This is a genomic window from Gaiella sp., assembly GCF_057140465.1.
Map to the genome: position 1 here is coordinate 76008 of NZ_DBNHWK010000015.1, position 18973 is coordinate 94980.

General features: G+C 72.2%; 22 protein-coding genes. 4 read left to right on the top strand and 18 right to left on the bottom strand.

The features are described from left to right. Positions 1-342, top strand: a complete 342-nt coding sequence (locus AC162C_RS01895) for a DUF309 domain-containing protein (protein WP_484096067.1) — start codon at positions 1-3, stop codon at positions 340-342. Further along, entirely contained in the window at positions 339-1358 is a 1020-nt protein-coding gene (locus AC162C_RS01900; protein WP_484096068.1) for an NAD(P)-dependent oxidoreductase, read from the top strand. The genes AC162C_RS01895 and AC162C_RS01900 overlap by 4 nt, the downstream gene beginning before the upstream one ends. 19 nt (positions 1359-1377) lie before the next feature. Here AC162C_RS01900 and AC162C_RS01905 read toward each other — a convergent pair whose 3' ends face one another. From AC162C_RS01905 to AC162C_RS01930, 6 genes are all read right to left on the bottom strand, one after another. Continuing rightward, on the bottom strand, positions 1378-2100 hold the full coding sequence (locus tag AC162C_RS01905; RefSeq protein ID WP_462972520.1) for a cytochrome c biogenesis CcdA family protein: 723 nt from the start codon (positions 2098-2100) through the stop codon (positions 1378-1380). Continuing rightward, entirely contained in the window at positions 2097-2570 is a 474-nt protein-coding gene (locus tag AC162C_RS01910) for a cytochrome c-type biogenesis protein (protein ID WP_462972521.1), read from the bottom strand. The genes AC162C_RS01905 and AC162C_RS01910 overlap by 4 nt, the downstream gene beginning before the upstream one ends. After that, positions 2567-3133 carry a TlpA family protein disulfide reductase gene (locus AC162C_RS01915; RefSeq protein ID WP_462972522.1) on the bottom strand — a complete coding sequence of 189 codons (567 nt, stop codon included), beginning with the start codon at positions 3131-3133 and terminating at the stop codon, positions 2567-2569. Before AC162C_RS01915 ends, AC162C_RS01910 begins: the two co-directional genes overlap by 4 nt. After that, positions 3133-4248: a L,D-transpeptidase family protein gene (locus AC162C_RS01920; RefSeq protein ID WP_484096069.1), complete on the bottom strand. Its 1116-nt coding sequence runs from the start codon at positions 4246-4248 to the stop codon at positions 3133-3135. Before AC162C_RS01920 ends, AC162C_RS01915 begins: the two co-directional genes overlap by 1 nt. Continuing rightward, a complete protein-coding gene (locus AC162C_RS01925) occupies positions 4245-5036 on the bottom strand; it encodes a glycerophosphodiester phosphodiesterase (protein ID WP_484096070.1) in 792 nt (263 codons plus the stop codon). The genes AC162C_RS01920 and AC162C_RS01925 overlap by 4 nt, the downstream gene beginning before the upstream one ends. Before the next feature lie 185 nt (positions 5037-5221). Further along, a complete protein-coding gene (locus tag AC162C_RS01930) occupies positions 5222-5455 on the bottom strand; it encodes a hypothetical protein (protein WP_484096071.1) in 234 nt (77 codons plus the stop codon). 56 nt (positions 5456-5511) lie between these two features. Between AC162C_RS01930 and AC162C_RS01935 the strand changes: the two genes are divergently transcribed. Beyond that, the gene (locus AC162C_RS01935; protein WP_484096072.1) at positions 5512-5952 is read left to right on the top strand and encodes a hypothetical protein; all 441 of its coding nucleotides are present in this window, start codon (positions 5512-5514) and stop codon (positions 5950-5952) included. A gap of 35 nt (positions 5953-5987) precedes the next feature. On the opposite strand, the gene AC162C_RS01940 is transcribed toward AC162C_RS01935, so the two are convergent. From AC162C_RS01940 to AC162C_RS01990, 11 genes are all read right to left on the bottom strand, one after another. Beyond that, entirely contained in the window at positions 5988-6209 is a 222-nt protein-coding gene (locus AC162C_RS01940; protein ID WP_462972527.1) for a hypothetical protein, read from the bottom strand. Further along, complete coding sequence (locus AC162C_RS01945; protein WP_484096073.1) at positions 6206-6523, bottom strand: hypothetical protein; 318 nt, start codon at positions 6521-6523, stop codon at positions 6206-6208. Before AC162C_RS01945 ends, AC162C_RS01940 begins: the two co-directional genes overlap by 4 nt. Next, positions 6520-7026: a DUF501 domain-containing protein gene (locus AC162C_RS01950; protein ID WP_484096074.1), complete on the bottom strand. Its 507-nt coding sequence runs from the start codon at positions 7024-7026 to the stop codon at positions 6520-6522. Before AC162C_RS01950 ends, AC162C_RS01945 begins: the two co-directional genes overlap by 4 nt. Then, positions 7013-7390: an FtsB family cell division protein gene (locus tag AC162C_RS01955; protein WP_484096075.1), complete on the bottom strand. Its 378-nt coding sequence runs from the start codon at positions 7388-7390 to the stop codon at positions 7013-7015. The genes AC162C_RS01950 and AC162C_RS01955 overlap by 14 nt, the downstream gene beginning before the upstream one ends. Before the next feature lie 44 nt (positions 7391-7434). After that, positions 7435-8844, bottom strand: a complete 1410-nt coding sequence (pyk, locus tag AC162C_RS01960) for a pyruvate kinase (RefSeq protein WP_484096076.1) — start codon at positions 8842-8844, stop codon at positions 7435-7437. Positions 8845-8854: 10 nt separating this feature from the next. Beyond that, positions 8855-10132, bottom strand: a complete 1278-nt coding sequence (eno, locus tag AC162C_RS01965) for a phosphopyruvate hydratase (RefSeq protein ID WP_484096077.1) — start codon at positions 10130-10132, stop codon at positions 8855-8857. Positions 10133-10155: 23 nt separating this feature from the next. Beyond that, positions 10156-10977 carry a nucleoside triphosphate pyrophosphohydrolase gene (mazG, locus tag AC162C_RS01970; protein ID WP_484096078.1) on the bottom strand — a complete coding sequence of 274 codons (822 nt, stop codon included), beginning with the start codon at positions 10975-10977 and terminating at the stop codon, positions 10156-10158. 22 nt (positions 10978-10999) lie between these two features. After that, positions 11000-12007: a peptidyl-prolyl cis-trans isomerase gene (locus AC162C_RS01975; RefSeq protein ID WP_484096079.1), complete on the bottom strand. Its 1008-nt coding sequence runs from the start codon at positions 12005-12007 to the stop codon at positions 11000-11002. 129 nt (positions 12008-12136) lie between these two features. After that, positions 12137-15334 (bottom strand): transcription-repair coupling factor, encoded by a 3198-nt coding sequence (gene mfd, locus AC162C_RS01980; protein WP_484096080.1) that lies wholly within the window; start codon positions 15332-15334, stop codon positions 12137-12139. 420 nt (positions 15335-15754) lie between these two features. Then, positions 15755-16348, bottom strand: coding sequence for an aminoacyl-tRNA hydrolase (gene pth, locus AC162C_RS01985; protein WP_484096081.1), 594 nt, complete (start codon positions 16346-16348; stop codon positions 15755-15757). Then, entirely contained in the window at positions 16349-17053 is a 705-nt protein-coding gene (locus AC162C_RS01990; RefSeq protein ID WP_484096082.1) for a 50S ribosomal protein L25, read from the bottom strand. Positions 17054-17242: 189 nt separating this feature from the next. Between AC162C_RS01990 and AC162C_RS01995 the strand changes: the two genes are divergently transcribed. Then, positions 17243-17734, top strand: a complete 492-nt coding sequence (locus AC162C_RS01995; protein ID WP_484096083.1) for a LiaF domain-containing protein — start codon at positions 17243-17245, stop codon at positions 17732-17734. Positions 17735-17959: 225 nt separating this feature from the next. On the opposite strand, the gene AC162C_RS02000 is transcribed toward AC162C_RS01995, so the two are convergent. Beyond that, on the bottom strand, positions 17960-18973 hold a 1014-nt coding region (locus tag AC162C_RS02000), incomplete at its 5' end, for a lactate/malate family dehydrogenase (RefSeq protein WP_484096084.1).

Sequence of the window (18973 nt, forward strand, 5' to 3'; positions counted from 1 at the left end):
GTGACGCTCGACGACGGCCTCGACCTGATCGCGACGCGCTCCTACTACGACGCCCACGAGGCGCTCGAGACGGAGTGGCGCTCCGCCCCGCCCCCCGAGCGAGACTTCCTGCAGGGCCTGATCCACGTGACCGTCGCCTGGCACCACGCGGGGCGCGGGAACCCCGCCGGTGCGTCGCGGCAGCTCGAGAAGGCCGCACGCCGCCTCGCCGCGTATGCGCCGTCGCACAGAGGCGTGGACGTCGCCGGCCTGCTCGTGCAGGTCGAGGCGGCGGCAGCGCTCGTCGCCGCCGGGCGACTCGAGCTCCCCCCGGTACGCATCGACCGCGACGAGGTGCCGTGACCGACGCCGTCGTCCTCGTCGACCCGTACCCGCGGACGCTCGCCCAGATCTTCGACGCGGACACGCGACGACGGATGGCGTCGCTGGCCGAAGTCGTCTGGCACGACGGGCCGCCCGCACCGGACGACCTCGTCGAGGACGTCCTGGGCGCCGCGGTCGCGGTGGTCGGTCAGACACCCCTCCCGCGTGAACGCCTCCTGCGCGCGCCGCAGCTCCGAGCGGTCGTGAACGTCGAGGGCAACTTCCTCCCGAACGTCGACTACGAGACCTGCTTCGCGCGCGGGATCCACGTGCTGAGCGCGGCACCGGTCTTCGGCCCGCCGGTCGCCGAGCTCGCACTGGGCCTCGCGATCGCCGCGGCCCGTGACATCCCGGCGGCCGATGCCGCGATCCGTGCCGGCCGCGAAGAGCTGTTCGGCGGGAAGAACGAGCGGGCCTTCCTCCTCGCCGGGTCGACGCTCGGGCTGCTCGGCTGCGGCACCCTCGGGCACGCCCTCCTTCCCCTCCTGCGCCCGTTCGGCGGATCGGTGCTCATCCACGACCCGTGGTTGCAGGACGCGATCGTCCGGGATCTCGGTGCCGAGCCCGTCGGCCTCGACGAGCTCTTCGTGCGGAGCCGGATCGTGTTCGTGCTCGCCGCGCCGACGACCGAGAACGCCGGTCTCGTGGGGCGCGACCAGCTCGGGGCGATGGCGGCCGGAGCCGTCGTCGTACTCGTCTCCCGCTCCCCGGTCGTCGACTGGGAGGCGCTCCTCGACGCCGCGTCCTCGGGACGCATCCGCGTCGCGATCGACGTCTTCCCGGAGGAGCCGATCCCCGCGGACGATGTCGTCCGCTCGCTGCCGAACAGCGTGCTGTCGGCGCACCGCGCTGGGAACGTCCCCGAGATCTGGCCGCGGATCGGCCGGATGGTCGCCGACGACCTCGAGTGGATCCTTCGTGGCCTCCCGCCGCAGCGTCTCCAGGCCGCCCGCCCCGAGACGGTGGCGCGTCTCCGCTCGCAGCCGATCGGCTGACACCGCCTCCCGAGGAGGCTCAGAAGAAGGGCTCGATGCCGAGCCACTCGAGCGCTCGGTTCAGGTAGACGCGGAGTACCCAGAAGCGACCGAAGAAGAGAAGGAGCCCCAGCGCGACCATGACCACGCCGCCGGCGAACTGGATCGCGCCGTAGTGGTCGCGCAGCCAGCGGAAGGCGCCCATCGCGCGGGTGAACACGGCGCCTGCGAGGACGAACGGGATCGCCAGACCCAGCGAGTACACACCGAGCAGCAGCGCCCCCTGCAGGACCGTGTCGGACGACCCGGCGAGCACGAGGATCGCGGCGAGGACGGGGCCGATGCACGGCGCGGCGCAGACGGCGAACGCCCCGCCGAGAAGGACGCGCGATCCTCGCCCACGCGCGGTCTGGACGAGGCCGGCGCCGACGAGCCGCTCGGGCCACGGGAGGAGGCCCATGAAGGCGAGCCCGAAGACGACGAGCACGAACCCCGCGATCCGCTCGAGCAGGAACTGGTCGCGAAGGAGCGTCCCCCCGAGCGCAGCCGCCCCGACGCCGAGGACGACGAAGAAGGCCGTGAAGCCGAGGACGAACGGCAGCGAGGACACGACGACCCGGCGCGCCGTCCCGGGCCGGCCCAGCTGACTCGCCTCGACGGCCGACACGGCCGACAGGTAGCCGGGCACGAGCGGGAGCACGCAGGGGGCGAGGAAGGACAGGAACCCGGCGACGAGCGCGACCGGCAGTTGCTCGAGGCTCACTGCTCGAGCCTCGCGAGCTCCTCGTCGATCCGGCGCTCGAGGCTCTGATCGAGAGGCGCGCCCGCGTCGGCGGGCGCGGTCTCCTCGTCGTGCTCGCGCCGGCGGCTCCACGACCACGCGAGCACGCCGACGACGACCGCACCGACCGCGAGCCCGGCGAGCGGCAGCGCCCAGGCCAGGAGATCGAACCCGCGCTTGGGCGGCTCTGCGATCACTCCCGGCCCGAACTGGTCGACGAGCTCCTGCTTGATCTCCGCAGCGCTCGCCCCGGCCGCGATGCGCTCACGAATCACGGCTTTCATCCGGCGTGCGATCGGAGCGTCGGACTGGTCGAGCGTGGTCTTGCACGTCGGGCAGACGAGCTCGGCCTCGAGGTCGGCGGCGCTCGGCGCAGTGGCGCTCCACGATGCCCCCGGGAGCACGAGCGCGATGCTCACGGCCGCGGCGACGAGGAGGAGGCGGCCGGTCATTGCTCTTCGAGCGCGAGCTCGACGCCGCGCTCGAATGCTTCACGGTTGCGCTCGACGTCGACGCCGCCCTGGATCCGCTCGCCGACGAGCTCGCCGTCACGGTTCACGAAGAAGGTCTCCGGGAAGCCCACGACACCCCACGCGCCGAGCGTCGATCCCCTGCCGTCGTACACGACGGGATACGTGAGACCGAACCGCTCCATGAAGGCGCGCGCGTCCTGCTTGAAGTCCTGCGCGTCGACACCGAGGACGACGAGACCGCGGTCGACGTTCTGCTCGTAGACGTCCTGCAGGAACGGTGCCTCGTCCTTGCACGGGATGCACCACGACGCCCAGAAGTTCACGACCACTCCCTTGCCGCGGAGGTCGGCCAGCGTCAGCGTCCCCTCCTCGTCGAGGCGCTCGAGCGACAGTGGCGGGGCGGGAACGACGCCGCCCTCCTCGAGCTGGGCGGCGGCGCCGCCGTCGCCGCCGGCGACGACCTTCCAGACGAGCAGCCCGAGAAGCGCGGCGACCCCGGCGACCGCGAGGCCCTGAGCGACGAGCTTGCCGCGCCCCGCCATCAGGCGCGGACGATGAACACGGTCGTGCCGACGTCGACTCGCTCGTAGAGCCACTCGACCTCGGGGATCAGCATGCGGATGCACCCGTGCGACGCGGAGTACCCGATCGAGGCGGCGTCGGGTGTGCCGTGGATGCCCACGTACGGTGAGGAGATCCCCATCCACCGCGTGCCGAGCGGATTCCCCGGCCCCGGCGGGACCGGCTCCTTGCCCTCGGCCCAGGCGGAGCCCAGCGGCGGGTACCACCACGGGTTCCGCTGCTTGACGACGATCTCGTACCGGCCGAGCGGCGTCGGGTACGACGACTGCCCGGTGGCGACGCCGAAGACGCGCCGCAGCTTCATGCCCGCCTTCACGTGCTCGTAGAAGTAGAGCTTCTTCGTCTCGCGGCGGATCACGATCACGTCGTCGAACTCGACGTCCCGCACGCCGGCGGGCACCTCACGGAACGGGAGCTCGAGCGGCTCGCGCACGTGCGTCCTGAGCGCACGACGGATCGCGCGGGTCGTGAGCACCACGTTCAACCGCCGTCCCGGCGTGGACGGCACGACGACGGGCGTGAGCTTGCGCAGGCGGAGACGGGCGTCGACCGGGTCTCGCTCGAACCGACGCGCGAGCTGGGCGACCCAGCGCTGGAGCCGGGCAGGAGGGACGGCCACGGACAGGGACACGCGAAAGCCCTGCCGTCGCACGCTCGTGGCGGTGCTGACCGCCTTCCGGATCTCGGCGGTCGCTCCGAGCTCCTTCGGCGTCACCTTGATGCGGCGGCCGGAGCCGACGACCAGCACCACCGGACGTGCGAACCGCCGGGTGAGGATCGTGCGCGCCTCGACCGGCGTGAGCCCGCCGACCAGCGTCCCGCCGACCGTGACGCCGGCCACGATCACCTTCGGCCCGCGCTTCTTGGTCACGGGAGGAGGCGCAGGCTCCGTCTCCGTGGGCGTCGTCTCGTCCGTCGCCACCGTATCGTCGCCCGGCTGCGTGGTGGTGGTCGCGGTCCCGTCGCCCCCGGCGCCGTCGTCCGCGGCAGCGCTCGGCACGGAGAGCGCGAGCGCAAGGAAAACGCCTGCAAAACCGCAGGCGACGAGAGCGCCGAGTCCCACGAAGCGCCTCATGTCTCCAGTGTAGCCATGAAGATGCGGGGGTCGTTCGTGATCACTCCGTCCACTCCTGCCGCCGTCACGCGCGCGAGGTCCCTGGGGTCGTCGACCGTCCACGCGAGCACTGCGACCCCCAGACCGTGCGCCGTCGCCACGGCGCGCTCGGTGACGAGCCGGTGCTCGAGCATGACGGCGCTCGCGCCGGCCCGCTGCAGGAGGCGCGGCAACCGCGCGGGGATCGAGGCCCGCAGCGTCGAGAGCCCGACGGCGATCACCGGCCAGAGACGCGGACGTCGGGAGACGCCGAAGCGATCCTCGGGGTAGGTGAATCCGATGCGGATCGCGGGTGCGTGGTGGGCGACGGCACGAAGCCGGGCCGTGTGGAAGGCGCTCACGACCGTGCGCTCCGTGAGCCCGTGGCGGACGACGGCGCGGGCGAGCTCGTCGAGCCGGGTGCGGAGCTTGAGATCGATGTGGACGCCGACATGAGGCGCCTCGTCCGCGAAGAACGCGAGCGCCTCGTCGAGGGTCGACAGGTCGGGGACGAGCGACCGCAGCTCGTCGAGCGTGTGCGAGCGCACCGAGCCGGAGGCCACGCCGTCGGTGACCTCGGCGAGATGGTTCGAATGGGCGAGGACGAGCGGCCCCCGCGGAAGGTCGAGGACGTCGAACTCGACGATGTCGACGCCGGCCTCGACGGCGGCGCGGATCGAGCGCAGCGTGTTCTCGGGAGCGAGCGCGGCGGCGCCACGATGGCCGACCCGTACCAGGGAGCCGTCAGCCCGCCGTCGCAGCTCGATCACGGGGTGGTCGCCTCCGTCCGTGCCTAGGTCGTCGATCGGGGAGCAGCGGGTGTGCGGGGCGCGAGGCGCACCGGACGCCAGGCCCGGGGTCGTGACCGCCGGCGCCCACGGTGTGTCGACGCCGTGACCACCTCGGCGCGCCGGGCGGCGGCGGCGTGTCGTTCCTCGCGAGCGGGCTCGTTCATCTAGAGGCCGAAGAGCTGCTCGATCTCGCGGGAGAGGCCGACGGCGAGCAGGATCACGACCGCCAGCAGCGCCACCACGACGAGCCAGAACCGCACCCCGGCCCAGCGGGTTCGCCGGCGACGCTCGATCCGCGCACGGCGGCGCGCGCGATGGAAGCGGTACGCGCGCTGAACGGCGTCGGGATCGATCGGCGGCGCCTCGGAGGCCGCATGCTCTTCCAGCTGCTCTGCCACCAGGCAAGTGTACGACCGTGACGGCGCGTCCCGCGATCGACCATACTGTGGCCTCGATGAGCACCGACCGGATACGCCGCCACGCCGTCGACGAGGGCCTCTCCACCCTCGGCGACCGCATCGGGTTCGTCGCGGGCCTGGTGCTCGCCGTGTCTGCCTTCACCGGCTGGTACACGGGGACGGGCGAAGGCGTCACCGTCTCGGTCCTCGGATGGCACAGCGGCACGCTCGGCAAGCTCGTCTTCGTCTGCGGGGTGGTGGTCGTGGCACTCGTCGTGCTGCGCGAGTTCGGGATCGCCCTCCCCGCGACGGTGCCCGACAGCCTCGTCTCGATCACCGTCGGCGTCCTCGCCACGATCCTCGTCCTCGTCCGCTTGATCTCGATCCCCGACGACTTCTTCTTCGCCGGACGCGGCGTCGGGATCTGGATCTCGCTCGCGGGCGCGATCGGCGTGATCGCCGCCGGCCTGCTCCAGGCGTCCGACGAGATGGCGTAGACCGCGGCGGGAGGACCTGCCGTGCGGCGGGGGCCCTAGCGCGTCGTCCCGGGCTGCTGCGGCAGCGGCTCGAGCGTCCGCACGATCGTGACCGTGCCGCCCGGCTCGGGATCGTCCCGGAGTGCCATGCCGACCGCGACACCGAGGACGAACACGACAGCGGTCGTGACGGCGATCGCGAGCACCCGCAGGCCGCGACGACGGCGACGCCGGTGACGGCCGGCGCGCGACAGTGAGGGCTGCTCGAGACCGGTCACGGCACGTAGTCGATCGCGTTGATGCTCGCGAGTTGGAAGGCGGCGTCGACCACGAACGCGAGCGACTCGCCGGAGCCGCCCGCGACAGCGCCGCCGCTGACCGCGACGCGCGCCCACTGCTCCGAGTCCGCGTACACGGCCGCCAACTCCGCGAGCGTATACGTGTCGCCGAGCCGACGCCGGATCTCTCCGGTCACCGCCTCGAGCTGGCGGTGGAGCGGCTCGGCACGCTGCCGGTCGCGCACGTCGTGGTCGAAGCGGCGACGCCCCTCGGCCCAGTCGACACGGGCGCTCACGACGGCCGGGTCGCTCACGACGCCTCCGCGTCGGCGCAGCACCCGCCCTCGGGCCAGAGGGGACGGATCTCCCCGAGCACCCGCTCCCCGAGGACGTACCCGGGCTGTGCGAGCGCGTACGCCACGTGGGCGTGGAGGCACTTCAACTGGAGCGGGTTGCGCGAGCCGCCGATCCCGGAGTCGAGCGACGCGCCGTCGTCGAGCCCGCGCTCGCCGTCCGCGAGCGCCGTGCGGATCGCCGCCTGCTCCGCCGTCGCGTGCTCGACCGAGTGGCGCAACTCGGGGTCGTCTGTGGCGCGGGCGCTCCACCGCTCCACGCCGCCGGCCGCCTCGAGCCGCGACACGGCGGCGACGAGGGACCGGCAGGTCAGGTAGTAGGTCGTGGGGAACGGGTTGCCGGCGGCGTCGTACGGGCTCTGCTCGGTGACCGCGGGGCGGCCCCACGGACAGCGGACGACGACTCGGCGGAATGCACGCGGCTCACGGCCGAGCTGTCGGGCGACGAGGCTACGATCCTCCATCCGTCGACACGGTACCGCCGGTGCGCCGCCACGCCGTGATGCCCTTGACGATGAACAGCTGCTCGTCGGGGCGGACGAGCCCGAGACGTCGTGCCTCGCGAGAGAGCGCGACGAGGCTCGTCGAGCGCTCGAGCCGCGCCTCGAGCTGCGCCTTCTGCACGCGGAGCTCCGCGACCTCGGACGCCCGGGCGCCGAGATCGCGGCGCGTCTCCACGTAGCGGGCGATCGGCTGCGCGTAGAGGAACCCGGCGACGACGAGCACGAGGAGCGGCACGAGGGCGCGCAGCCGCCGCGGGCGGAGGCGCGCGCGTCGCGAGGGCAGCGCGCGTCGTGGGCGACTGGTCGATCCCCCGGCCTGGTCCATGACGTGCTGATTCGCGCGACCGACGCGAGGTCCTTCCGGCGCACCTACGCGACGTCGACCTTGATCACGTTCGTGGAGCCCGGGATGTTCACGGCCGTGCCGGCCGTGATCACCACGCGTTGCCCCGGGTCGACGAGCCCGGCCTCCCGCGCGGCGCCCACCGATCGACTCCACAGGTCCTCGACGTCGTCGGTCTCGGGGATCGGGAGCGGGACGACTCCCCACTCGAGGGCGAGATGCCTGAGCGACTCGACCTTGTGCGTGAGCGCGATGATCGGCCGTCGCGGCCGGAGACGGGCCACGGCAGACGCCGTGCGGCCCGTGAACGTCGGCACGAGCAGCGCCTTTGCCGAGAGCGCCTCGGCGATGTCGCACGCGGCATTCGACATCGCCTGGCCGATCGTGGGATCGTCCGACGCGCGGGGGGTCTCGTGGCGGTAGTCGAGGCTGGGCTCGACCGCGTGCGCGATCCGAACCATCACCCGTACCGCCTCGACGGGGTAGTCGCCGATCGCGGTCTCCCCCGAGAGCATCACCGCGGACGTGCCGTCGAGGATCGCGTTGGCGACGTCGGACGCCTCGGCACGGGTCGGCTCGGGCGCCTGCACCATCGACTCGAGCATCTGCGTGGCGGTGATCACCGGCTTTCCGCGCTCGAGGGCACGGGCGATGATGCGCTTCTGGAGCAGCGGGACGTCCGCAGCGCCGATCTCGACGCCGAGGTCGCCCCGGGCGACCATCACGGCATCGGACTCGCGAAGGACGTCGTCGAGGGCCTCGAGAGCCTCCGCCTTCTCGATCTTCGCGATCACCCAGGCGGTCGAGCCACGGGCCTCGAGGTAGGTGCGCAGCGCCCGCACGTCGGATGCCGACCGCACGAACGAGAGGGCGACGTAGTCGACGCCGACGTCGATCGCCCAGTCGACGTCCTCGAAGTCCTTCCGTGTCAGCGACGGCAGCGGCAGCGCGAGACCCGGCACGTTCACGCCCTTGTGCGCGGAGACCGTGCCCCCGGTCACGACCTCGCAGACCGCCCGCGCCCCGGTCATCTCCCGGACGCGGAGGCGCACGATCCCGTCGTCGACGAGCACGTCGGCGCCGGGATGCAGGACCGTCCCGATCACCGAGGGGGCGACGGGGATGTCCTCTCCCGATGCCTGGTCCTCGCCCGCGACGACGCACGTCTGTCCCGCCTCGAGGCGCACGGGCGCCGGGAGCTTGCCGACGCGGAGCTTCGGCCCCTGGAGGTCTGCGATGAGCGCGATCGGGCGACCCGCCGCTGCCTCCGCCTCGCGGACCAGCCGCACGCGTGCCGCGTGGTCCTCGCGCGTCCCGTGCGACATGTTGAGGCGGGCTCCGTCCATCCCGGCCTCGATCAGCGCCGCGACCGTCTCGGGGCTCGAGGAGGCGGGCCCGATCGTGGCGACGATCTTCGTTCTCGGAAACTGCTTCACGGACGTCCGATCAGCGCCGGAAGCGGGGGAACGCCGTCCAGCCGGGATACGTGGCCCGGTCGCCGAGCTCCTCCTCGATTCGCAGCAGCTGGTTGTACTTCGCGACGCGGTCGGACCGGGACGGCGCACCGGTCTTGATCTGGCCGGCGTTCGTGGCGACCGCGAGATCGGCGATCGTTGCGTCCTCGGTCTCCCCCGACCGGTGCGAGATGATCGCCGCGTAGCCGTTGCGATGGGCGAGCTCGATCGCGTCGAGCGTCTCGGTCAGCGTCCCGATCTGGTTCACCTTGACGAGGATCGCGTTTCCGGCGCGTCGCTCGATCCCCTGCTGCAGGAACGCGACGTTCGTGACGAAGAGGTCGTCCCCGACGAGCTGGAGGCGTCCGCCCAGGCGGTCGGTGAGCGACGTCCAGCCGGGCCAGTCGTTCTCCGCGAGCCCGTCCTCGATCGAGACGAGCGGGAAGCGGTCGACGAGCCCCGCGTACAGCTCGACGAGGCCGTCGGCGTCGAAGGTCTCCCCGGCACGCCGGAGCTCGTACGCCGCGCCGGCTGCGAGCTCGCTGGCGGCGACGTCGAGCGCGATCGCGACGCGCTCCCGGTGCCCGGCCCGCTCGGCGGCGTCGAGGATCGCCTCCACCGTCTCGTCGACGGATCCGAGGTCGGGTGCGAAGCCGCCCTCGTCGCCGACGCTCGTCGCGAGGCCTCGCTCGACGAGCAGCGCCTTCAGGTGGTGGAAGGTCTCGACCCCGATGCGGAGCGCCTCGGAGAAGCTCGCGGCCCCTGCGGGCACGAGCATGAACTCCTGGAAGTCGAGCGAGTTGCGGGCGTGCGCACCCCCGTTGACGATGTTCATCAGGGGGACGGGCATCACGTGCGCGTCGATGCCTCCGACCCAGCGGTAGAGCGGCACGCCCGCATCGCGGGCAGCGGCCTTCGCGACCGCGAGCGACGCGCCGAGGATGGCGTTGGCGCCGAGCCTGCCCTTCGTGGGCGTGCCGTCGAGCGTGACGAGCGTGTGGTCGATCCCACGCTGGTCCTCGGCGTCGAGGCCGACGAGGGCGTCCGCGATCTCGCCGTTGACGTGCCCGACGGCCCGCGTGACGCCGCGTCCCAGCCACGCCTCGCCGCCGTCGCGAAGCTCGACGGCCTCGTGCTCGCCCGTCGAGGCGCCGGACGGGACGGCTGCGATGCCGACGGCGCCGCCGTCGAGTGCGACCTCGACCTCGACCGTCGGGTTGCCGCGCGAGTCGATGATCTGCCGGCCGTGAACGGAGGTGATGACGGTCACGGATAGAGACTACGCGCGTCGGCTCACCCGCGGGGGACCGCGTCGCCGCCGTCGGCGAGATCGCCCTTGGCCTGCTCGTACCAGCGCTCCTTGCGTTCCGGCGAGAGCTCCGTCCACGCTTCTCCGGCGTCGGCGGCGAGCGCCTCGGCGAGCTCGACGCGCTGGACGAAGCGGCGGCTCGTCGCTCGCAGTGCGAGCTCCGGATCGACGTTCACGAACCGGGCGAGGTTGACCACCGTGAACAGCAGGTCTCCGACCTCGGCGACGACGGCCGCGTCGGGCTCGGTCTCGGGGGCCGGGCGCCCTGACCGGGCGAGCGACCGGCGGAGCTCCGCCAGCTCCTCGTCGATCTTCGCGAGCGGCCCGTCGAGGTCGGGCCAGTCGTAGCCGACCGCCGCCGCTCTCCGCTGCACCTTGCGCGCGTGGAGGAGCGCGGGGAGCGACCCGGGCACGTCGTGGAAGATCCCCTGCCGGCCCTCCTGCTCGGTCTTGATCGCCTCCCAGCGGTGGCGGACGCGCTCCGCCGTTCGCGCCTCCGCGTCGCCGAAGACGTGCGGATGGCGACGCACGAGCTTCGTGTGGACGCGTCGGGACACCGTTTCGAGGTCGCCGGCGTCGCGCTCCTCGAGGAGCAGGGCGAGGAAGACCACCTGGAAGAGGAGGTCGCCGAGCTCGTCGACGAGCTTGTCGTCGTCGACCGCGAGCGCGGCGTCCGCGACCTCGTACGCCTCCTCGACGGTGTGGGGCACGATCGTCTGCGCGGTCTGCTCGCGGTCCCAGGGGCACTCGCGCCGCAGGCGCCGCGTCAGGTCCTGCAGGTCGAGGAGCGCGTCGGCCAGGCCCACTGCGATCCTCGCCGAGGCGCGCTCAGCCGTCGGCCCCGGAGTCGCCCGTGACGGGAGGCGCGTATCCGTCGCCGTAGGTCGTCTTGCCCTCGTACTTCTTCGCGAGCTCGCTCGCCCAGGCGGTGACGCTCTCGTTCTGCTTCGTCTGCTCGAGCTGCGTCTTGATCTGGGACTTGGCCTGGTCGAACGGCGTCACCTTGCCCGGCTTGACGGCACCGAGCGGGACGATCAGGTGGTAGCCGTACTCGGTCTTCACCGGGCGCGAGACGACCCCGGTCTCGAGGAGGAAGGCGGTCTTGTCGAATGCCTCGACCGTCTGGCCCTGCGCGATCGTGAGCTTGCCGCCGTTGTCCTTCGATCCCGGGTCCTGCGAGTGCTTCTTGGCGAGCGCCGCGAAGTCGGCACCGCCCTCGATCTCGGCGTAGAGCTTGTCCGCCTCGGCCTTGGTCTTGACGAGGATGTGGCGTACGTCACGGGTCTCCGGGACGGTGAACTGCGCCTTGTTCGCCTCGTAGTAGGCGAGGGCCTCCTCGTCGGTGGGCGCCGTGTCGCCGGAGACCTCCTTCACGAGCTTCTCCGAGAGGAGCTGCGCCCGCAGCTCGGACCGGACGGCCTCTTCCGTGTATCCCTGGGCCTCGAGCGCCTCGGCCCACTTCGCGTCGTCACCGTCGAAGCTCTGCTTCTTGACCTCTTCGATTCGCGCGTCGATGTCGGCGTCGGAGACCGTGATGCCACGGTCCGCGGCCTCGAGGTCGTACTGCGTGCGCTGGACGAGGTACGCGACCGCCTGCGTCGTCAGTGACTGGTATTCGGGCGTGCCGGCCTTCGGGAACGCCCGCTGCTGCTGCTCGTAGGAGATCTTCGCGCGTTCGAGCAGCGTGTCGAGCTCCGTCTTCGTGATCGTGACGCCGTCGACGACCGCGACGGCGTCGGACGGGAGCTCGTCGTCCGTCCCGCCGCAGCCGGCCGCGACGAGGACGGTGGCGAGCGCGAGCAGGCCGAGGGCGAGGCGGAAAGCGTTCGTGATCAAGGCGTGATCCTTCTCGTGGTGGGAATCGACGTCGGTCGTGTCTTCGTTATAGAGGCGCGTCGGTTCAGGTGCGGTTACGGCGCGTTCGTGGTCTCGTCACGTCGCCCCTGACAGGGGAAAGGCCGCGCGTCAGGCGGCCCGCCGAGCATCAACGATAGCAGCGGCCAGGGCGAGCGCTCCGTCGAGCGCCTCCGTTCTGACGGTCACCTCCCTCTTCGCCGACGTGTAGACGGCCGTGTCGACGATCCCTCGCAGCGCGCGCACCTCGGCCGACCCGAGCCCCACGGGCCCGATCGTCGCGCGCCCACCGCGAAGGACGAGGTAGTCGGCTCCGGCTGCGACGAGGGCCAGCCGTGCCGCCTGGATCGAGAACAGAGCGTCGACCGGCGGTGGGAGCGGCCCGTACCGGTCTTCCGTGGCCGCCCGGAGCTCGCGGAGCTCGTCCTCGTGCTCGACGAGGGCGAGTCTCCGGTGGAGGTCGATCTTGAGGGCCTCCGAGTCGATGTACTCGGCCGGCACGTACGCATCGACCCTCGCATCGATGCGTACCGGGCGCGTGACGGGACGCGCCTCCCCGCCCAGCTCGGCCACGGCCTCGGCGAGCATCTCGACGTAGAGCTCGAATCCGAGCGCGGCGACGTGTCCCGACTGCTCGGCGCCGAGCAGGTCACCTGCACCGCGGATCTCGAGGTCCCGCATCGCGATCTGGAACCCCGCGCCGAGCTCTGTGTGGTCGGCGAGCGTCGCGAGCCGGGCGCGCGCCTCTGCCGTCAGCTCGTCGGCCGAGGGGTAGAAGAGGTACGCGTGGGCGGTCACGTCCGAGCGGCCGACCCGGCCGCGGATCTGGTAGAGCTGCGCGAGCCCGAGCATGTCGGCGCGCTCCACCACGAGCGTGTTCGCCTGGGGGATGTCGATCCCCGATTCGATGATCGTCGTGGACACGAGGACGTCGGCGTCCCCGGCGAGGAACGTGTGCATCCGGTCCTCGAGCTCCCGCTCCGCCATCTGGCCGTGCGCGACGAGCACGCGCAGCTCCGGGCAGAGCTGGCGGAGCTTCTCCGCGATCTCGTCGATCGTCTCGACGCGGTTGTGGAGGTAGAACGACTGGCCGCCACGGGCGTGCTCCCGCCCGAGCGCAGCCCGGATCACCTCGTCGTCGATCTCTCCGACCGTCGTTCGAATCGGACGGCGGCCTTCGGGTGGGGTCTCGATGATCGAGATGTCCCGGAGCCCGGACAGGGACATGTGCAGCGTGCGTGGGATCGGCGTCGCGGACAGCGCGAGGACGTCGACCTCCAGGCGGAGCGACCGCAGGAGCTCCTTCTGGGCGACGCCGAACCGTTGCTCCTCGTCGACGACGACCAGACCGAGGTCCTTCGAGACGACGTCGCGGGACAGGATGCGGTGCGTGCCCACGAGCACGTCGACCTTGCCCTCCGCGAAGTCTCGCAACGCCTGCTTCGTCTCCGCGGGACGCCGGAATCGCGAGACCATCTCGACGCGGACGGGGAAGTCGCGGTACCGGTCACGGAACGTGTTCCAGTGCTGCTCGGCGAGGATCGTCGTCGGGCAGAGCACGAGCGCCTGCCTGCCGTTCGTGACGACGGCGAAGGCGGCGCGCACGGCGACCTCGGTCTTGCCGAAGCCGACGTCGCCGCAGACGAGCCGGTCCATGGGATGTGGGGCCTCGAGGTCGTCCCTCACGGCCTCGATCGCCCGTGCCTGATCGTCGGTCTCCCGGTAGGGGAAGGACGCCTCCAGCTGCTCGAGCCACTCGCCCGACAGGTCGTAGGAGACGCCGGAGGCGCGGCGGCGTTGGGCGTACAGGCGGAGGAGCTCGCTTGCCAGCTCGCGCACCGAGGCGCGGGCCCGCGCCCTGAGCGTCTGCCAGGCCTTCCCTCCGAGCTTCGAGAGCGCCGGCGGACGCCCGTCCGCCCCGACGTAGCGGGAGAGCTTCCCGATCTGCTCGTGCGGGACGTAGAGCCGATCGTCGCCCTTGAACGCGAGGAGGAGGTAGTCGCGGGTGACACCTGCGACGTCCTTCGTCTCGAAGCCGAGGAGCTTGCCGACGCCCTGGTCCTCGTGGACGACGAAGTCGCCCACGCGGAGGTCGACGAACGACGCGAGCGCCCGACCGAGACGTGCGTCCGCCCGGGGTGGGCGCTTGCGAAAGACCTGCGTGTCGGGGAGGAGCGCGACGCGGAGGTCACGCGCGACGAAGCCGCGGCGGGCGGGGACGACGGCGAAGCGGATGCCCGCGTCCTCGGGGAGCGCGTCCCCGACGTCGAGCATCGGAGCGTCGACGCGACGGAGCAGCGCCTGCTGCCGGAGCGCCTCGCCCCGGTGGGCGAACGAGACGACGACCCGGAGACCGGAGCGGGCGAGCGCACCGAGCTCGTTCTCTGCCTCGGCCAGCCCCCGAACCGCGAGCGCGGGCCGTTGCGCCTCGAAGGCGAACGCCTGGCCACGGGGGAATGAGTCGAGCTCGACGGCGCCGTCGAGCGTGACGGGCGTGAGGCCCTCCTCCTCCCAGACACGGCGCGCCTCGTCGGGCCTCCAGACGAGATCCGGCACCCGGTCGACCGTCGGAACGAGATCGTCGGGCACGTCGCGGTCGTCGTCGGGGAGCGTCGGCTCCTCGAGATCCGTGCGGCGCTCGACCGCCGGGTACACGGTCGTCGCCTCGACCGTCCGCAGGGCCCGCTGCGTGAAGGGCGAGAACGCGCGCACCTGCTCGATCTCGTCCCCGAAGAGCTCGATGCGCAGCGGCTCCCGGCCGGTGCTGGGGAACACGTCGACGATGCCGCCGCGAACGGCGAACTGGCCGCGCTCCTCGACACGATCGACGCGCTCGTATCCTCCCAGGGCGAGCCGCTCGGCGAGCCCGTCGATCCCCGGCTCGTCACCGGGTCGAACGACGAGGGTGTCGGGACGCGCCCGACGGGGCGGCATCCCCTCGGCGAGGGCCGACGAGGAGGCGCACACGAGACCGCCCTCGGCGAGGACGTCGAGCGCGCGGAAGCGCTCGCCGACGAGGTGCGGAGGCGGTGCGATACCCGAGCCGTAGTGCACCCCGCGCCCGGGAAGGAGGGCGACACGTCGGGTGCCGAGGAACCACGAGGCGGCCTCCGCCGCGTCGCGGGCGTCCGCGTCCTCGGGCAGCACCACGAGGACGTCCCGGCCGAGCTCTGCATGGATCGCGGCGAGGAGCAGCGGGAGGATCGGCTCCGAGACGCGCGCCCGAGCGGGCAGCGCGCGGACGAACGCCTGGAACCGCTCCGAGCGCCGGAGCTCGTCGACGAGCGTGGAGAGAGGCGTCTGGTCCATGCATCTGTCGGGGATCGCGCCCCGCCGAGGGATCGTAGCCCGGCGCGGGCGTCGCGACAGGCATCGGTGCCTCGCCGAACGAGGGACGCCCTTCGTCGACGAGTCGACCGGGCCGCCGACGCGGACCGAGCGGCGGGCCGGACGGGGGCGAGACCGGGAGGTCGCACCGGCTGTGGGACGAGCCCGGCCGTCGTGCCTGCCGACACGCGCCGGTCGGCCACCCACCTCCGCGCTCGACCAACCGCCCGCTCGACCAAGCACCCGCTCGACCAACCACCCCCAGGGGCACCCCCGGTGCCCTGAAGACACGGTATCCCCGAAGGTCACACGAGAGCGCGCCGATCGTGTGCCGTCTCCGTGCCGCGGGCCCCGCCACCCCGCGATCGCCCCCGAGGACGTGCGCCCGGGCGCGCGGCGCCGTCAGTTGAACTGCCGCTGCGCCTCGGTGAGCCCGGAGACGACCAGTGCCTCGAGCGCGTCGGACGCGAGCCCGATGATCGCCGCGGCGTCGTCCTCCGGCGCGAACGGCGAGAGGACGTAGTCGGCGACGGGCCGCGGATCGCCACGCTCCGGCCGGCCGACCCCGATCCGGAGCCGCAGGAACTCCTTCGTTCCGAGCCGCTGGGCGATCGACCGGAGCCCGTTGTGACCGGCGAGGCCACCGCCGAGCCGCGCCTGCAGGCGCCCGACCGGCAGGTCGACGTCGTCGTGGACGACGAGCAGCGCGTCGGGAGCGACCTTGAAGAAGCGCACAGCTGCCTGGATCGAGCTCCCCGACTCGTTCATGTAGGTCTCGGGCTTGAGCAGTGCGACCTTGCGAGGCCCGATCCGCGTCTCCGCGAGCCGACCGCGGAACTTGCCCTTGAACGACGCTCCGTGGCGGCGCGCGGTCTCGTCGAGCACCATCCAGCCGGCGTTGTGGCGATCCCTCGCGTGCTCGGGCCCGGGGTTCCCGAGGCCGGCGACGAGGAGGTCGAGCGTCGAGGCGCTGTCGCCCCGGCGCAGCAGGCGCATCTACTCCTCGGGCGCGGAGCCTTCGCCCGCTTCCGCGCCGGGTGCCTCCTCGCCCGCTTCGCCCTCGGCCCCCTCGGGGATCTCGCCCTCGAGGCCTTCCTCCTCCTCGCCTTCCACGGGCTCTTCGACCTCGATGCGGGGCGCGGCCACGTTCGCGATGACCGTCTCCTCGGGATCGTCGAGGAAGACCACGCCCTCGACGACGGGGATGTCGGCCAGTCGGAGGGTTCCGCCGATATCGAGCTCCGACACATCGGCCTCGAATCTCTCCGGGATCTCCATCGGCAACGCCTCGACGTTCACCTCACGCGCGACCTGTGTCAGCACGCCGCCGAGGTTCACGCCGACCGCCTCGCCCACCAGGATCACCGGAACGGCTGTCTGGATCGGCCGGTCGAGCCGAACCTCGTGGAAGTCGACGTGCGTGACGGTGCCACGAAGGGGATGCTGCTGGATGTCCTTCAGGACCGCGTGGTGCGGCGTCGACTGGCCCTCGATCACGACGTCGAGGATCGCGTGCAGGCCGCCCGGGCCCGAGAGCGCGGTGCGGAGCTCCCGCTCCGCGACGACGATCGGACGCGAATGGCCCTTGCCGTACAGGACACCCGGCACGAGACCCTCGTGGCGCAGGCGACGGACGGTCCGCGAGCCACGCTGGTCGGGGCCGCGCTCCTTGACCTCGAGGATCACTCGCTCCTTGGACACGGCGGCGGATTGTAGCGGAGGCGGCGCGACCGCCCGTCGTGGTGATCACGAGACGGGGGCCGAGCGGACGATCCTCGAGCGGCCCGCGTCCGCTGCGGCCCTCTCTCCGGCGGGCCACGAGGCGCCGCGGGGCGCGTGCCGGGACAGGGGCACGGAGGGGCGCCTAGACTGTCCTCGGGAGGTGAGGTGATGGGCGCACCAGTCGCCAAGGCGTTTCTCAAGCTCATGGCCGTGCTCCTCGCCCTGTGGGGTGTCGGGCAGGTTCTCTCGCGGCGGCTCAGCGCGGGCGATGCCGACGCAGACGAGTTCACGGTCGCGACGTTCTTCGGGGGGACGGAGCGGAAGAGCACGTCGTCGTCGCTCCGCCGCGGCGCCGTGATCGCATGCTGCGGAGGGGTCGATCTCGACCTCCGATCGGCCGTCCTGGACTCGGAGGGGGCAACGCTCGCCGTGCAGGCGACGATGGGCGGCGTCCAGGTGACCGTCCCGGACACCTGGCGCGTGATCGTCGACGCAGATGCACGGGCGGGAGGGATCGAGACGAGCGTGACCCGGCCGGAGGAGCTCCCGGACGACGCTCCGACGCTCCACGTCCACGCGATCGCGAGGATGGGCGGGGTGGTGGTGACACGCGGCGGCCAGCCCGAGACGCCGACAGAGAACGGATCCGGTACCGACTAGGCGCACACGGCGCCCCCGCAGCAGTTCCGCCTAGAGGAGCCGGGTCTTCCGACCCGTGCATCGGGGCCGCTCTGCCGCATGGTCGAGCGGCCCTCGTGCGTCTCGGATCGGCTCAGATCATGTGGGTCGGGTACCGAACGGGTACCGCGTCTCGAGTCGTACCACCCGCAGCCCTTCCGGGGCAGTCGCCTGCACGTCAGCCGGAGAGACCCGCCCGCCCCTGCCTCAGGCCCGGGCGAAGGCGTTCGCGGCGGCGATCGAGGCCAAGCAGGCCAGCAGGGCATCCATCTCGTCCTGCTCGATCTGCGGCGGGGTCACCCACTGCCAGCCGGCCGGACCGAACAGCACCGGCAACCCGATCACCCCGGAGATGCCGTCGATCTCCCCGTCGAGACGGATCTGCAGAGGCCGCTGGATGTCGTCACCGGCCATGGCCAGGGCAATGAGATCCACCACCGCATGGGCGGTCACGATCTCGGTCGTGTGCCCGGCGGTGTAGTGCACGAGGAATGGCTTGAGCGCCGCCCGCAGGTCGGCCGGTAGCTCCTCGACGGCGGCGAACGCACCGCCGACGTCACCGGCGCCGACCATCGCCAACAGGCGACCACGCTGGGCGACGATCTCGGCGGGGAGGTCGGCGAGCGACCGACCCCGGCGTTGCCCGGCCACCCATGCCGCCAGTTCGGCCTCGTCGACCCCGTGCACCTGGACGCGACTCCACACCGGAACCAGGTGGTCGCCGTGCTGACCGATCATCGCCGCCCGCACGGCGGTGCGGCGCACCCCGAACGAATCGGCGATCTCGCGCCGGAATCGCAGGGTGTCCGACCACGCGCCGGCGCCGACCACCCGGTGACGCTCCAACCGCGCGGAGAACACTGCCACGCCGAGCTCGACCGGGTTGGACTGCACGATCACCAGCGGCTGCCCACCGGCCCGCACCGCCAGGGCGTCGGCGTAGGTCTCGAACAGACGCCGGTTGCTCTCGGCCAGCAGCGCTCGGTCGACGTTCACCGTGGGATCGGTGGGCACGGTCGCCCCGGCGATCATCACCACCAGATCGGCGTCGACGGCACCCGGGTCGTCGACGAGCTCGATGACCGGCGCGTCGTCGGCGAACGCGTCGCGCAGGTCGGACCGCAGCCCGTGCATCTCGTTCGCGCTCGACCCTCCCCGGTGGCCGATGAGCTGGAGCCGCGAGTCCGGATCGAGCAGGCTGCGGTTCAACAACTGCGTGAC

Coding starts and splice junctions, on each gene's coding strand:
- mfd (WP_484096080.1), bottom strand. CDS start 15,334: ATGGACCAGACGCCTCTCTCCACGCTCGTCGACGAGCTCCGGCGCTCG.
- AC162C_RS01950 (WP_484096074.1), bottom strand. CDS start 7,026: ATGGAGGATCGTAGCCTCGTCGCCCGACAGCTCGGCCGTGAGCCGCGT.
- AC162C_RS01955 (WP_484096075.1), bottom strand. CDS start 7,390: ATGGACCAGGCCGGGGGATCGACCAGTCGCCCACGACGCGCGCTGCCC.
- AC162C_RS01915 (WP_462972522.1), bottom strand. CDS start 3,133: ATGGCGGGGCGCGGCAAGCTCGTCGCTCAGGGCCTCGCGGTCGCCGGG.
- AC162C_RS01935 (WP_484096072.1), top strand. CDS start 5,512: ATGAGCACCGACCGGATACGCCGCCACGCCGTCGACGAGGGCCTCTCC.
- pth (WP_484096081.1), bottom strand. CDS start 16,348: ATGCGCCTGCTGCGCCGGGGCGACAGCGCCTCGACGCTCGACCTCCTC.
- AC162C_RS01910 (WP_462972521.1), bottom strand. CDS start 2,570: ATGACCGGCCGCCTCCTCCTCGTCGCCGCGGCCGTGAGCATCGCGCTC.
- AC162C_RS01995 (WP_484096083.1), top strand. CDS start 17,243: ATGGGCGCACCAGTCGCCAAGGCGTTTCTCAAGCTCATGGCCGTGCTC.
- AC162C_RS01920 (WP_484096069.1), bottom strand. CDS start 4,248: ATGAGGCGCTTCGTGGGACTCGGCGCTCTCGTCGCCTGCGGTTTTGCA.